Genomic DNA, 14,159 nt, shown 5'->3' with positions numbered 1-14,159 from the left:
CAGTCTGCTCCGACCTTTGCAGCTTCCTGCAACGCACCCCGCCGTAGCTTGGGTTGAACCCGGCGTTTTGGCACGGTGGTGCGGGTGGCCCAGATCGGTCGCCTGAATCTCCGCACCCGTGGGTAATGTTCCCCGGACGCACTCACTCGGGAGCTCTCCGTGACCCACGATCGCCACTCGTACGCCGAACCACTCCTGGTCCGGACCACCCACCTCGAGCTGGATCTCGCGCTGGATTTCACCGCCAAGGTGCTGTCCGGCGCCGCCACCCATACGCTGCACTGGGCCGGGGCGGGTGACCGCCTCGTGCTGGACACCCGCGACCTGACGGTCCTCGCGGTCGAGGGCGAGGCCGCCGACGGCTGGGAGCCGCTGGAGTACAGCCTCGCCGTCCCCGACAAGGAGCTCGGCTCGGCGCTGACGATCCGCACCAACCGCAACGAGCGCGTCCGGGTCAGCTACCGGACGGCGCCGACCGCGACCGGGCTGCAGTGGCTGGAGCCGTCGATGACGGCCGGCGGCGTGATGCCGTTCATGTTCAGCCAGTCGCAGGCGATCCACGCCCGCAGTTGGGTGCCGGTGCAAGACACCCCCGGAGTCCGCTTCAGCTACTCCGCGCATGTCACCGCCCCGCCCGAGCTGATGGTGCTGATGAGCGCCGACAACGGCACCACCTCGCGCCGGACGGGCTCGTACGACGTCGTCATGCCCGAGCCGATCCCGTCGTACCTGCTGGCCATCGCGGCCGGTGATCTGGTCTTCGAGCCGCTCGGCGAGCGCTCCGGCGTCTGGGCCGAGCCCGCGATGGCCCGGCGCGCGGCGACGGAGTTCGCCGACACCGAAGAGATGATGCGCGTCACCGAGGAGCTCTTCGGCCCGTACCGCTGGGGCCGCTACGACCTGCTCGTGCTGCCGCCCTCCTTCCCGTACGGCGGGATGGAGAACCCGCGGATGACGTTCGCGACCCCGACCGTCGTGATCGGCGACAAGTCGCTGGTCAGCGTGATCGCGCACGAGCTGGCGCACAGCTGGTCCGGCAACCTCGTCACCCAGGACAGCTGGGACGACATCTGGCTCAACGAGGGGTTCACGGCGTACGTCGAGAACCGGATCGTCGAGGCGGTCTACGGCGCCGAGTTCGCCGTCATGGAGACCGCGATCAAGCAGCACGCGACCGTGGTGAAACTCGACCCGCTGAGCAAGGCCGAGCTCGCTGTCGAGCTGCCCGGGCTGAACCACCGCTCCGAGTACCACGGCACCACCGCGCTCGGCCCGCTCAAAGGCACCTGGTTCCTGGCCTGGCTGGAGGAGCGGTTCTCCAGGGCGATCTTCGACCCGTTCCTGCGCGGCTACTTCGACCGGTTCGCGTTCCGCAGTATCAACAGCGACGACTTCGTCGGCCACCTCCGCGAGCACCTGCTCGAGCCGCACCCGGGCATCGTCAAGGACGACGAGGTGTCGGCCTGGCTCGACGAGCCGGGGATCCCGGCGTTCGCCGAACGCGCCGTCTCGGCCCGGTTCCAGGTCGTCGACGAGGCGCGCAGCCGCTGGCTCGGCACCGGCGAGCTGCCCGAGGGCGCGGCCGGGTGGACGACGCAGGAGTGGCTGCGCTTCCTGGATGCCGCTCCCGACATGCTCAGCCCGGTTCAGCTGCAGCAGCTCGACCGCGCGTTCGCCCTCACCGGGACGGCGAACGGCGAGATCGCCCGCCGCTGGTACCAGATCGTCGCCGCGAGCAGCTACGAGCCGGCGTACGCCGAGCTGGCCGCCTTCCTGACCGAGGTCGGCCGGATGAAGCTCGTGCTGCCCGTCTACCGCGCGCTGGCCGGTAGCGACCGGGCGTTCGCCTCCGAGGTCTTCGCGAAGGCGCGGCCCGGCTACCACCCGATCACGACGGCCGCCGTCCAGAAGATCCTGGGACAGTAGCTGCGTCAGCCCACCTGCAGCGTGCAGCGATGCATGGTGTGGGTGGGCAGAAAGCCCAGCAGCGCGTTCAGGTGCCGCATCGGGACGTTGGTGTCGACCGTGTCGGTGAGAGTCGCCGACAGGTCGGGGAACTCCTGTCGGGCCAGTCGGAGCTGTTCGGTCTTGATGGCCCGAGCGACGCCGCGTGAACGGTGCGCTGGGAGGACGGCGGTGCCGTAGTGCTGCCCCTCGCCCTTTCCGTCACCTGGAACGACCAGTTCGGTGTAGCCGACGACGACGTCCCCATAGACGGCAGCAGTGGTCAGCAGGTGCTCACCACGTTGGCTGATGACCTGCGCGGCCTGGCGGGTGCGGTCCAGGTCCCAGATTTCGGCTCCGTAGTCGAGCCCACCGGTCGGCGCGTCGTCCATGCCGCTGCGCGCGTCGGTGAATGTCTGCGCCAGCTCGTCCGGTACGACGCCTGCCCAGGACACCAGCCGGTAGCCGGGCGGTAGCGGCGCCGGGTCGAGGATGGCGTGCGCCAGGTCGAGCCGGGTGTAGATCAGGGTGACAGCGACGTGGAATCCGTGCTCTCGGGCGAACCAGAACGCCGGTGCGCCGTCGAGCACCTCGGCGACGAGCGTCCGGACGTCGTGGTCGCGGGCCGTGTCGATGACGGCGTCGAGGAGCAGTGAGCCGATGCCGCGCCCGCGCTCGGCCGGGTGCACGTTGATCTCGACGTCCGCCAGTTGGGCGAGCGCCTCGCGGTGGTGCAGGCGCAGGAAGGCCGAGCCGACCGGGTGACCGCCGTTGTCGGAGGCCAGCCAGGCGAGGCGGTGGCTGTGCGGACGGTGGTCCGGATCGGTCAGGGGAGTCAGTCGGATGCTCAAACCGGCACCCTAACCTATGGATCCGCTACGGTTCTGCCGAGTGGAACGGGGAGAGGAGCACGGGGTGGAACAGCAGGTCGAGGTGATCCGGACGATCGGGGCCGACCACATCGCGTTGCGGGAACAGGTGCTGGCCGAGCTGCGGCGCCGGATCGTCGACGGCGATTACGCGCCGGGCGAGCGGCTGACCGAGACCCGCCTGGCCGACGACTTCGGCGTCTCCCGGAACCCGGTCCGCGAGGCGTTGCGGGTGGTCGAGGCCGAGGGGTTCGTCGAGATCCTGCCCCGCCGCGGCGCGGTCGTCGCGACCCTCGACGAAACCGCGGTCCGCGACCTGTTCGCCGTCCGCGAGCAGTTGGAGACCCTCGCCGCCGGCCTGGCCGCCGAACGCGCCGACGCCGACGACATCGCCCGCCTCCGCCAACTCTGCGCCGAAGCCCGCGCCGCCACCGCCGCCGAGAACTTCGATCGCGTCGCCGAACTGAACAGCGCCTTCCACCGAGCCGTCATCGACGTCAGCGGCAACCGCTGGCTCCGCTCCATCTCCTCCTCCATGTACCACCACGTCCACTGGGTCTTCCGCGTAGGCGCCGCCCAACGCGCCCCCCACTCCTCCGAAGAACACCTCCGCCTCGTAGACGCCATCGAAGCCGCCGACCCCACCGCCGCCACCGCAGCCGCCCGAGCCCACGTAGCAGCAGCCGCCCGCGCAGCCCTAGGCCAACACCCCACGCCCTGACCTGCGCTGGGTGGTTAGCGGCCTACGGCGTAGCCCTGCATGCCTCGGGGGTTGGCGGCGGCGGAGAGGAGGCCGTCGGGGGTGCGGCGGACGGCGCAGAGGCGGCCTAGGCTCCAGGGGTCGGATTCGGTGACTCGGTGGCCGCGGCGGGTTAGGTTTTCGCGGATGGCTGGGGACAGGCGGGTTTCGAGGACGATGCTGCCTGGCTCGGTGGTGCGGGGGTAGAAGGAGGAGGGGAAGGCGTTGGTTTGCCAGGCGGGGGCGTCGATGGCGGCCTGGAGGTCCATGCCTTGGCCGAGGTGGCGGAGCAGGAAGAGGAGCTGCCATTGGTCTTGGTGGTCGCCGCCGGGGGAGCCGCAGGCCAGGAGGGGGTGGCCGTCGCGCAACACCAGGGTTGGGGTGAGGGTGGTGCGGGGGCGTTTGCCGGGGGCCAGGGAGGCGGGCAGGCCTTCTTCGAGCCAGAACATCTGTGCGCGGCTGCCCAGGCAGAAGCCGAGTGACGGGATGGTCGGGGACGACTGCAGCCAGCCGCCGCTCGGGGTTGCCGAGATGAAGTTGCCCCAGCGGTCGACGACGTCCACGTGACAGGTGTCGCCGCGGGTCTCGCCGTCGCGGGCGACGGTCGGCTCACCGGTAGTGGCGTCGGTCTGGTGGTTGCCGGTGGCAACTGATGGGAGGCGTGGGGTGCGGCCGTCGGGGCTGCCGGGACGCAGCTCGAAGCTGGCCTCGGCGCTGATCAGCCGAGCGCGGGCGGCGGCGTACGCGGGGGAGAGGAGTGTTTTGAGCGGGACGTCGGCGCCGTCGCCGTACCAGGCCTCGCGGTCGGCGTACGCCAGCTTCATCGCCTCGACCGTGAGGTGGACGCCGTCGGCGCTGGTCAGGTCGACGTCACCGAGCTTGGTGAGAATCGCGAGCGACTGGAGCAGTGCCGGGCCCTGACCCCACGGGCCGGTCTTGGCGATGGTGTGGCCATTCCAGTCGTACGTCGTCGCGTCCTCCCAGGTGGCCTGGAAATCGGCCATGTCCTGGCCGGTGATCAGACCGGCGTGGTCCGCTCCGCTGGAGTCGCGATGCGGAAGCTTGGAGAACGCGTCGACGGCCTCGGCGACGAAACCGGTCCGCCACGCGGCCCGAGCGGCTTCGATCTGGGCGTCGCGATCGGGTCCGGCGGCCTCGCCGGCGTCGATGAGCCGGACGAGCGTTTCGGCGTACGCCGGGTTGCGGAACAGGCCCGTCGGCGGACGGCCGTCGCGCAACCAGAGCGCGGCGGACGTCGGCCAATGCGTTTCGAACAACTCCTGGACGGTGGCGACGGTCTCGGTGACCCGCGGGACGAGCGGGTGACCGTTGCGTGCGTAGTCGATGGCGGGTTCGAGGACGGTGCTGAGGGGGAGCGTGCCGTGGTCGCGGAGCAGCAGGAACCAGGCGTCGACGGCGCCGGGGACGGTCGCCGCGAGCGGGCCCGAGCCGGGAACGAGGTCGAGCCCGAGGTCGCGATAATGCTCGATGGTCGCGCCCGCCGGTGCGACGCCTTGGCCGGCCAGGACGCGCGGCGTCGGGTCGGCGGCGGTCGCCACGATCGCGGGGACCTCGCCACCGGGGCCGTTCAGGTGCGGCTCGACGACGTGCAGGACGAAACCGGCCGTCACGGCGGCGTCGAACGCGTTCCCGCCCAGCTCGAGCATCCGCATCGCCGACTGCGAGGCGAGCCAGTGCGTCGAGGAGACCATGCCGAACGTCCCGTGCAGGGTGGGCCGGGTGGTGAAGGTCATCGAGCTACTCCTTCGGGTGGGCGTCGGTTCATGTATACAACTTGGCCGCCGGCCCGCCGAAAGTCCTGTCCACGGAATACTCTGTCCACATGACTGATCGAGGCCTGCAGGAACTCGCCCTCCTGCTGCTGACCGCGCTCGCCAATGAGCCGCGGCACGGCTACGCCATCGCCCAAGAGGTCAAAACCATCACCGACGGCCGCGTCAGCCCACGCACCGGCGCCCTCTACGGCGCCCTCGACCGCCTCCTCGCCGACGGCCTGATCGAAGTCCACCGCGAGGAAATCGTCGACGGCCGCGCCCGCCGCACCTTCGCCCTCACCCCCACCGGCCGCACCCGCCTGGCCACCGAAGCCGACCGCCTGGCCGCCACTGCCCGCGAAGCCCACCGCCGCCTGGCCGGCGGAGTGGCGAGATGGGCATAGTCAGTTGAAAGGAGTATTCTCCTCCAGGTAGTACTCAGGAGAGAGGAATGCTTATGCCGTTCACGCTGGCTCATCCCGCGGTGGTTCTGCCGTTGGTACGGCGTCCGTTCGTCCCAGGGGCGCTGGTGGCCGGCGCGATGGCGCCCGACCTGCCGTACTTCCTGGGCGCGGCCGGTATCGCCTCGACCCGCGCGGGCGACTGGTACGGCGTCTTCCTCAACGCGACCGAGACCCACGGCCCGCTCGGCCTCCTGCTCAACCTGCCGTTCGCGCTCGCGCTGACCGCCGGCTGGTGGCTCGTCCGGCGACCGATCGCCGCGCTCGTCGGCTTTACCCCGGCCACCGACGACCGCCCGAGAGCACGCTTTCTCGGGTGGCTGCTGATCTCCGCGGTGATCGGCATCGCGACCCATCTCATCTGGGACGCCCTGACCTTCACCCGCCTCCTGCAAAACCTCAGCACCGCCGTCGGCCTCGCCGTCATCGCGGTCTACCTCTGGCGGCATCGGCGTCCGAGCCAGACCGGCGCCCACCGGCTCGGCGGCGGTCTGCGCTGGGTTGTCATCGGCGTACTGGTCGCGGCGCCCGTGCTCGGCGCGGTCGTCCAGCTACCCGCCGACTACCGCGCCGTCCGCACGATCGAGGTCGTCGACTACGACCACCCGCAAACCGTTGACGACGGCAACGGCAACACCTCGACGAGCTACCCAACGACGACGGCCGACGCCCCGCTGAGCGCCGTCCTCGAGGGCGTACTGACCGGCGCGGCCAAACGCGCCGGCGCCGCTTTCGCGGTCGCCCTCGGCCTGTACGCCGTCGCCTGGCAGCTCGTCAGCCGTCGTACGGGTAGCTCAACGGACCAGCCGGCACCGGCTCCGCACTGAGCGCGAGCGCCATCAGGCTCGGCCCGTCGTACTTCGGATGCCGGACGCCGAACTCGGTCGCCGGCCGGAACCCGAACCGCGGGTAGTACTCGGCATGCCCGAGCACCACCACTGCCCGCTCACCCTGCGCCTGACCACCCGCCAGCGCAGCCCGCACGGCGGCATCACCCGCCCCACGGCCCTGGTACTCCGGCAGCACAGCTACCGGCCCCAGCGAAAGCACCGGCACCGCACCCACGAAACACCGAGTCAGCAGGGCATACCCAACGGGCTGCTCATCGTGTGTCGCCACGTACAGCTGCCCAGGCAGCGACGCGACCGGATCGGCACGAATGCCATCCCAATAGTCGACCTCGTACTGCCGCCCGAAGGCGTGCAGCGTGATCTCACGAGCAATCTGTTCGTCAGCAGCCGTGCCGACGCGAGTCTTCCAAGAGTTGGACAACGAAGGAGTTCCTCTCGAGAACAGGAAAGATGGATCGACTCAACGCGCCGTCGCGCACGGCAACAGCGCCTGCTGGCGCGGCCATCAATCCACCTCCTCCACTCGAAGTCACCTCACCCTAACCACCCACCAACACCCCAGCACCCCAATTACGCGTGAGGATCAGGAGTCGGCGGTCAAAGCGGCCTGCGGGTCGGTCGTCGGTGGTGCGACCGGTCCCCAGCCAGCTGCTGAGGTTCGGCGGTAGAGATGCCAGCGAGACTGGCGGTCGAGGCGTAGCTGAACGTCGGCGCCCAGCGTGAAGTGGTTGTCGGCGATGGTCAGCGCCTCCTCGTCTTCGAGCGCGGCTCGAGCTCGGGCGAGGGTCGCCTCGTCGGGCGCCCAGGTGTGTTCGAGAACATCCAGGCCGGCCGCGCCCCCGTAGCGCCAGGCTTCGACACCTCGCCCCAGCTCAGCTGGCCGTTCGGTCGCGACGGCCAGGGGCGCAGCGAGCTCTGGGTAGTCGGCGGCCAGGCGGACGGCGTCCTGCCACTCGTCCAGGGGCGCCGGCTCCGGGGTTCCGTTCAGCAGAGCGATCAAGAGCGACCGGGCTCGGCGCGAGGCGTCGAGGACAAGCAGCGGCAGGACGGCAGGCTGGAGACCGGGCGGGGGCTCGATCGTCGTGATCGCCAAGTCGTCGAGCTGCACCTTCCGCGGTACCGAGGGCGGCTCAGGCATGACGCCGACCGGATGGGCCGGCAGCTCCGCCCAACTCACCCCGGACGGCGTCTCCTCGACCGCATCCACGCCCGACGACGCAGCTGCCTGCAGCCGATCGAGCAGCTCGGCCCGCGACTGCCCCCGCAACAAGAGCAGCACGAACGGGTCGGAGTCCAACAGCCAGGCGACCTGATAGGCGAGCCCAGCCGCATGCTGACACGGCAACTCCCACGCGTCACACGTGCACGACGGGTCGAGATCGCCGATCCCCGGGAGCAGCGGTACGCCGGCATCGGACGCCGCCTCGACGAGCTCATGCGGCATCTCGCCGTCCAGCAACGCCGCGATGTGCCCCGCCCGCGCTCCGACCTGCTCCAGGAAACGCGCCCACTCCTCGGGGCTGAGCTCGTCGACCCGGACAGCGACCTCGTAGGTGTCCTCAGGCGCATGGACGCTCGCGCGAACCTGCCCCGGGCTGATCGAGATCGCCCCGACCTGCCCGGAGTTCGCGTACCGGCGGCCCTTCTTCAGCTGCCCCAGATCCAGCGAGGTGTCTTCGAGCGCCTGCACCCAGGCACGCGCCCACCACGACTGACCGCGCGTGCTCCGCCGCTGCGCCCCGAACGCCGGGTACCCCTGCGCCGGCGTCATCGACGCGCTCCGCGCAACTCGACGAGATCGGCCAGATCGCTGTCGGACAACTCGGTCAGCGCGGCCTCGCCACTACTCAGGACGGCGTCGGCCAGCTCCCGTTTGGTGGTCAGCATCGCGGCGATCCGATCCTCGATCGTGCCCTCGGCAATCAGCCGATGGACCTGCACCGGCCGGGTCTGACCGATCCGGTACGCGCGATCGGTCGCCTGATCCTCGACGGCGGGATTCCACCAGCGGTCGTAGTGGACGACGTGGTCGGCGCGGGTCAGGTTCAGACCGGTGCCGGCTGCCTTCAGCGAGAGCAGGAACACCGGGACCTCGCCGGCCTGGAACCGCTCGACCATCTGCTCGCGGGTGGGCACCGGCGTCCCGCCGTGCAGGAGCTGCGACGCGACGCCGCGGCTCGCCAGATGCCGCTCCAGGAGCCGCGCCATCGCGACGTACTGGGTGAACACCAGGACGGCGCCGCCCTCGGCGAGGATCGTCTCGATCAGCTCGTCGAGCAGTTCGAGCTTGCCCGAGCGGCCGGTGAGCCGGGCCTCCGCGCCCTCCTTCAGGTACTGAGCCGGGTGATTGCAGATCTGTTTGAGACCGGTCAGCAATTTCACGATCAGGCCGCGGCGCACCATCTGGCTGCTCGCCTGCACCTCGGCCATCAGCTCCCGCACGGTCGCCTCGTACAGCACGGCCTGCTCACGGGTCAGCGAGACCGGCTGATCGGTCTCGGTCTTCGGCGGCAGCTCCGGCGCGATCCCCGGGTCGGACTTGCGGCGGCGCAGCAGGAACGGCCGGACGAGCTTCGCGAGCCGCTCGGCGACCTCCTCGTCCTTGTCGGCCTCGATCGGCGTCGCCCACTGCGTGCGGAACACGCTCAGCCGCCCGAGCAGGCCCGGCGTCGTCCAGTCGAGGATCGCCCAGAGCTCGGACAGGTTGTTCTCGACCGGCGTACCGGTCAGGGCAACCCGAGACTTCGACGAGACTGTCCGCAGTGCCTTCGCCGTCCCGGACGCCGGGTTCTTCACGTGCTGCGCTTCGTCGGCGACCACCAGACCCCACTCGTGCGCGCCGAGCCGGACGGCGTCGCGGCGCAGCGTGCCGTACGTCGTCAGCACGAACCCGTCGTCAGCGCCGTCGAGCGAGCGGGCGGTGCCGTGGAATCGGCGGACCGGCGTACCGGGGGCGAAGCGCTGGACTTCGCGCTCCCAGTTACCCAAGAGCGACGCCGGGCAGACGACCAGCGTCGGGCCCGCGGTGCTCGCGGACAGCTGCCGGTGGAGGTGGAGCGAGATGAGCGTGATGGTCTTGCCGAGACCCATGTCGTCGGCGAGGCAGCCGCCGAGGCCGAGCTCGGTCATCCGGGCCAGCCAGCGCAACCCGCGGAGCTGGTAGTCGCGCAGTGTCGCGGCCAGCGCGGCAGGCGCCTCGACCGGCTCGTCGGAGCGCTCGGGGTCGGCGATCCGGGCGCGCAGCTCGTCGAGCCAGGCCGTCGGCTCAACGGCGACCTGCTGGCCGTCGACCTCGGTCGTGCCGGTCAGGGCCGCGCTCAGCGCATCGATCGCGGTGACCGGCTTGAGCACGCGCTCACGGGCCTTGCGGGCCAGCTCGGGGTCGATCAGCATCCACTGATCGCGCAACCGGACGACGGGCCGCGTCGCCTCGGCGAGTTTGTCGAGCTCGGCCTCGGTCAGCGGATCGTTGCCGAGCGCAACCTGCCAGCGGAAGTCCATCGTCGCGCCGCCGCCGAAGAAGCCGGGCAGGTCGCTCGGGGCGCGGTCGGGGGTGGTGATCGCCGCGCGGGCGGTCAGCTCCCGGCTGAGGCTGCGCGGCCAGTGGACGTCGACGCCGCCCGCGGCGAGCCGCTGCGCCGAACCGGCGAGCAGATCGGCGACCTCCTCGTCGAGCAGGTCCATCCGGTCGGGGACCGCCGAGTCGAGCAGCCGCGACAACGGCGTCCACAGCCGCGCCGCCCGGCGCAGCGCGACCGTCGCGTCGATCCTGGCGCGCGGGCCGAAGCCCGCGACGTCGGACGCCCAGACGTCACTCGCGTCGGCGACCAACGTCGGGTCCTTCAAACTGTGCAGCTGGACGACGGCCTGGAACGCGAGCGATTCGACCATCTCGACCCGCAGCGACACCCGGATGCCGCTGTCGAGCCCGACCGACACCTCATCGGACCAGCCCCGCAGCCCCTCCGCCCGCTGCGGCGCCTTGCCCGCGAACAGCCCGGTGCCGTGTGCCTTGATCGCGGCGGGGGAGCGCGGCATCCCATCCGCTACGCCGTCCCAGAACGCGCGCACCAGCTCCTCGGCGGCCGGCAGCACTCCAGCGCCCTCCGCGCCGGCCCGCGCGGTCGGCGGCATCGCCTCCGCCAGCCCGACCAGCCGCGTCACGTCGTCCGCCTCCAGCGGCCCGACCCGCCACGCATCCGCCCCACCCGCGGAAACCCCCGGCAAGATCTTGCCCCGAGCAACCAACTGCAGCGCCGCCACCGCAACGCCACCCCAGTACGCCGCGGCCGGATGCGCCCCCGCATCGCGCCGCATCCGCCCCAGCACCGGAACCGCCTCCGCCACCGGCAAACCAACCGCCCGCACCACCCGGACGTCGCCCCCGTCGAGCACCTCGACCGGAACAACCTCCCCAACCCCGAGCGGCAACTCCACCCCCTCAGGAGCCCAGAAAACCACCCGCCCCTCCCGAGGCGGATCCGCCATCAAGTACCCCGCCGCACACCCCGACAACTCCCGCAAACCCGCTCCCCTCAACATCCACAGCACCACCTACCGCGAACCGTCCCACCCCACCCGGCAAGCCACAAAACGCCTCACCCCGCAACCTCCCGTTGACCCTCAGACCGCGAGCGCCGCCGGCGGGCCGGCAGGCGGCGCCTGCCGTGCCTGAACCTCTCGTCGAACGTCAGACTGTGACCACCTCCGCGTCGGTGGGGGAGGCGCCTGGCTGGTCGAACTGGGTTCGGTAGAGCTCGGCGTAGCGGCCGGCGGCGGCGAGGAGCGTGGTGTGGGTGCCCTGCTCGACGATGCGGCCGTCTTCGATGACGAGGATCTGGTCCGCGGCGCGGATGGTGGAGAGCCGGTGCGCGATGACGACGGCCGTACGGCCGGAGAGGGCCTCGGTGAGGGCCGCCTGGACAGCGGCCTCGTTCGTGGAGTCGAGCGCGGCGGTCGCCTCGTCGAGGATGACGACCCGCGGCTGGGCGAGCAGCAGGCGCGCGATCGTCAGGCGCTGCCGCTCACCGCCGGACAGGCGGTAGCCACGCTCACCGACCACGGTGTCGAGCCCGTCCGGGAGGGAGCGGATCAGCTCCTCCAGGCGCGCCCGGCGCAGCGAATCCCACAAGTCGTCCTCGGTGGCCTCGGGACGAGCGAGCAGCAGGTTCTCCCGGATCGAGTCGTGGAAGAGGTGCCCGTCCTGCGTGACCATGCCGAGCGTCGACCGCAGCGACTCCGCCGAGATGTCGCGGACGTCGACGCCCGCGAGCTCGACCGACCCCGAATCCACGTCGTACAGCCGCGGGATGAGCTGCGCGATGGTCGACTTACCCGCGCCGGACGACCCGACCAGCGCGACCATCTGCCCGGGCTCGGCCCGGAACGACACATCGTGCAGCACCTCGACCCCGCCGCGGGTGTCGAGTTTCGCGACCTCCTCCAGCGAGGCGAGCGAGACCTTGTCGGCCGACGGGTAGGCGAAGTGCACGTTGCTGAACTCGACGGCGACCGGCCCCGCGGGCACCGACCCGGCATCGGGCTTGTCCTCGATCAAGGGCTTCAGATCGAGCACCTCGAAGACCCGCTCGAAGCTGACCAGCGCGGTCATCACCTCGAGCCGGGCCGAGGCGAGCGCCGTCAGCGGGGCGTAGAGCCGCGTCAGCAGCAGCGCCATCGCGACCACGGCGCCGGCGTCCAGCTGGTCGCGCAGCGCGTAGAAACCGCCGAGCCCGTAGACGACGGCGAGCGCGAGCGCCGAGACGAGCGTCAGGGCCGTCACGAAGATCCACTGCACCATCGCCGTCCGGACGCCGATGTCGCGCACCCGCCGCGCCCGGGTCGCGAACTCGGCCGACTCCCGCGCGGGCCGCCCGAACAACTTGACCAGCGTCGCGCCCGGCGCGGAGAACCGCTCGGTCATCTGCGTGCTCATGGTGGCGTTGTAGTCGGCCGCCTCCCGCTCGAGGGCGGCCAGCTTGCTCCCGATCCGGCGGGCCGGGATGACGAAGATCGGCAGGATGACCAGCGCGAGCAGCGTGATCTGCCAGGACACCCGCAGCATCACGACCAGCGTCAGCGCGAGCATCACCAAGTTGCTGACGACGCCGGACAGCGTGTCGCTGAACGCGCGCTGCGCGCCGATGACGTCGTTGTTCAGCCGGGAGACCAGGGCGCCCGTCCGCGTCCGGGTGAAGAAGGCGATCGGCATCCGCTGGATGTGGTCGAACACCGCCGTCCGCAGGTCGAGGATCAGGCCCTCGCCGATCTGCGCCGACAGCCAGCGCGTGAGCATGCTGATCCCGGCCTCGGCGATCGCGATCAGCGCGATCAGCAGCGACAGTTCGAGCACGGCCTCGAACGCCTGGCCCCCGACGATCGCGTTCACCACCCGCCCGGCCAGCACGGGCGTCGCGACCGCGAGCACGGCGGCCGCCGTGCTCAGCACGAGGAAGGTGATCAGCTGCCGGCGGTGCGGCCGGGCGAAGGCGAGGATCCGGCGCAGGGTGGCCCGCGAGAACGGGCGTTTGTCGTCCGAGGCGTTCATCGCGTGGTACAGCGAGTTCCACGCGGCCATTTCCATACTCACGGGGTGCTCCAGAGCGTCGTCGATCGGGTGGGTCGATGATTCCGGACGTCACCGACAGTTTTCGAACCCTAAAACCTCGACAGAGCTTGAGGTCAACTGTCACGACTTATTGGGTACACTGTACGAAGTAACCAGACGACGATACCCGATCCGGCAGAATCGCGCACATGACGCAGGAGTACACCGGCAGCGGCGACCCGGCCAAGAGCCTCGAGCTGCTCTGGCGCAACCGCCCGCGGCCCACCCGCGGCCCGAAACCCGCGCTCACCGTCGAGCGGATCGTCGCGGCCGCGCTGCGGATCGCGGACGCCGAGGGGCTCGGTGCGATGTCGATGCGCCGGGTCGCCGACGAGCTGGGCGCCGGCGCGATGACGCTGTACCGCTACGTCCCCGGCAAGGGCGAGCTGCTCGACGTCATGCTCGACGCCGTGTACGGCGAGCTGCCGCGCAGGCCGATCGCGGGGGACTGGCGGGCCAAACTCGACGAGGCCGCCCGGGCGAACCGCGATCTGTACCTGAACCACCCCTGGATGCTCCAGGTCGCGGTCAGCCGGCCGCCGCTCGGGCCGAATGTGATGGCGAAGTACGAGTACGAGCTCGCCGCGATCGAGGGGATCGGGCTCACCGACGTCGAGATGGACGCGACGGTAGCGCTGCTGAACGGCTATGTGCACGGCGCCGTCCGCAGTGCCGTCGAGGCGCGGCAGGTCATCCAGCGCTCCGGGATGTCCGACAAGGAGTGGTGGCTCGCCCACGTCCCGCACCTGGATCGGATCGCCGACGTCGAGAAGTACCCGCTCGCGTCCCGGGTCGGCTCCACGGTCGGGGCCGAGTTCGACGCGCCGTACGACTCCGACCACGCCTTCGAGTACGGCCTGGCCCGGCTGCTCGACGGCGTCGCGACCCTGGTGAAGGATCGCCGGTAAACATA

At 70.8% G+C, this 14,159-nt stretch carries 11 protein-coding genes; 5 read left to right on the top strand and 6 right to left on the bottom strand.

Going from position 1 to position 14,159, the window contains the following annotated elements; translation table 11 throughout:
* Positions 1-159 precede the first annotated feature (159 nt).
* Positions 160-1,926 (top strand): leukotriene A4 hydrolase C-terminal domain-containing protein, encoded by a 1,767-nt coding sequence (locus tag HPO96_RS12085; protein ID WP_171673447.1) that lies wholly within the window; start codon positions 160-162, stop codon positions 1,924-1,926.
* A gap of 5 nt (positions 1,927-1,931) precedes the next feature.
* On the opposite strand, the gene HPO96_RS12080 is transcribed toward HPO96_RS12085, so the two are convergent.
* On the bottom strand, positions 1,932-2,795 hold the full coding sequence (locus tag HPO96_RS12080) for a GNAT family N-acetyltransferase (RefSeq protein ID WP_171673446.1): 864 nt from the start codon (positions 2,793-2,795) through the stop codon (positions 1,932-1,934).
* A gap of 64 nt (positions 2,796-2,859) precedes the next feature.
* Here HPO96_RS12080 and HPO96_RS12075 point away from each other — a divergent pair, with 64 nt between their 5' ends.
* Positions 2,860-3,534 carry an FCD domain-containing protein gene (locus HPO96_RS12075; RefSeq protein WP_171673445.1) on the top strand — a complete coding sequence of 225 codons (675 nt, stop codon included), beginning with the start codon at positions 2,860-2,862 and terminating at the stop codon, positions 3,532-3,534.
* Positions 3,535-3,548: 14 nt separating this feature from the next.
* On the opposite strand, the gene HPO96_RS12070 is transcribed toward HPO96_RS12075, so the two are convergent.
* Positions 3,549-5,306: a gamma-glutamyltransferase family protein gene (locus HPO96_RS12070; RefSeq protein ID WP_171673444.1), complete on the bottom strand. Its 1,758-nt coding sequence runs from the start codon at positions 5,304-5,306 to the stop codon at positions 3,549-3,551.
* Positions 5,307-5,395: 89 nt separating this feature from the next.
* On the opposite strand from HPO96_RS12070, the gene HPO96_RS12065 reads away from it, so the two are divergent.
* Positions 5,396-5,731: a PadR family transcriptional regulator gene (locus HPO96_RS12065; RefSeq protein ID WP_171673443.1), complete on the top strand. Its 336-nt coding sequence runs from the start codon at positions 5,396-5,398 to the stop codon at positions 5,729-5,731.
* A gap of 47 nt (positions 5,732-5,778) precedes the next feature.
* The gene (locus HPO96_RS12060; RefSeq protein WP_238354967.1) at positions 5,779-6,615 is read left to right on the top strand and encodes a DUF4184 family protein; all 837 of its coding nucleotides are present in this window, start codon (positions 5,779-5,781) and stop codon (positions 6,613-6,615) included.
* On the opposite strand, the gene HPO96_RS12055 is transcribed toward HPO96_RS12060, so the two are convergent.
* The 4 genes from HPO96_RS12055 to HPO96_RS12040 form a co-directional block, all read right to left on the bottom strand.
* The gene (locus HPO96_RS12055; RefSeq protein WP_171673442.1) at positions 6,563-7,060 is read right to left on the bottom strand and encodes a GNAT family N-acetyltransferase; all 498 of its coding nucleotides are present in this window, start codon (positions 7,058-7,060) and stop codon (positions 6,563-6,565) included. The two genes, HPO96_RS12060 and HPO96_RS12055, sit on opposite strands and share 53 nt — an antisense overlap.
* 162 nt (positions 7,061-7,222) lie before the next feature.
* Positions 7,223-8,410, bottom strand: coding sequence for a hypothetical protein (locus HPO96_RS12050; protein WP_171673441.1), 1,188 nt, complete (start codon positions 8,408-8,410; stop codon positions 7,223-7,225).
* Positions 8,407-11,100 carry a DEAD/DEAH box helicase gene (locus HPO96_RS12045; protein ID WP_337796601.1) on the bottom strand — a complete coding sequence of 898 codons (2,694 nt, stop codon included), beginning with the start codon at positions 11,098-11,100 and terminating at the stop codon, positions 8,407-8,409. Before HPO96_RS12045 ends, HPO96_RS12050 begins: the two co-directional genes overlap by 4 nt.
* A 229-nt stretch (positions 11,101-11,329) precedes the next feature.
* A complete protein-coding gene (locus tag HPO96_RS12040) occupies positions 11,330-13,216 on the bottom strand; it encodes an ABC transporter ATP-binding protein (RefSeq protein ID WP_202885907.1) in 1,887 nt (628 codons plus the stop codon).
* A 179-nt stretch (positions 13,217-13,395) separates the two neighbouring features.
* On the opposite strand from HPO96_RS12040, the gene HPO96_RS12035 reads away from it, so the two are divergent.
* Positions 13,396-14,154 carry a TetR/AcrR family transcriptional regulator gene (locus HPO96_RS12035; RefSeq protein WP_171673438.1) on the top strand — a complete coding sequence of 253 codons (759 nt, stop codon included), beginning with the start codon at positions 13,396-13,398 and terminating at the stop codon, positions 14,152-14,154.
* Positions 14,155-14,159 lie beyond the last annotated feature (5 nt).

The organism is Kribbella sandramycini (assembly GCF_013131805.1).
Taxonomy (GTDB): Bacteria; Actinomycetota; Actinomycetes; order Propionibacteriales; family Kribbellaceae; genus Kribbella; species Kribbella sandramycini.
This window is presented reverse-complemented; position numbering and strand designations above follow the sequence as displayed.

Bases quoted from the DNA above. Each gene is read 5' to 3' on its own strand.
- HPO96_RS12035 (WP_171673438.1), top strand. From the start codon at position 13,396: ATGACGCAGGAGTACACCGGCAGCGGCGACCCGGCCAAGAGCCTCGAG.
- HPO96_RS12050 (WP_171673441.1), bottom strand. From the start codon at position 8,410: ATGACGCCGGCGCAGGGGTACCCGGCGTTCGGGGCGCAGCGGCGGAGC.
- HPO96_RS12065 (WP_171673443.1), top strand. From the start codon at position 5,396: ATGACTGATCGAGGCCTGCAGGAACTCGCCCTCCTGCTGCTGACCGCG.
- HPO96_RS12060 (WP_238354967.1), top strand. From the start codon at position 5,779: ATGCTTATGCCGTTCACGCTGGCTCATCCCGCGGTGGTTCTGCCGTTG.
- HPO96_RS12040 (WP_202885907.1), bottom strand. From the start codon at position 13,216: ATGGCCGCGTGGAACTCGCTGTACCACGCGATGAACGCCTCGGACGAC.
- HPO96_RS12070 (WP_171673444.1), bottom strand. From the start codon at position 5,306: ATGACCTTCACCACCCGGCCCACCCTGCACGGGACGTTCGGCATGGTC.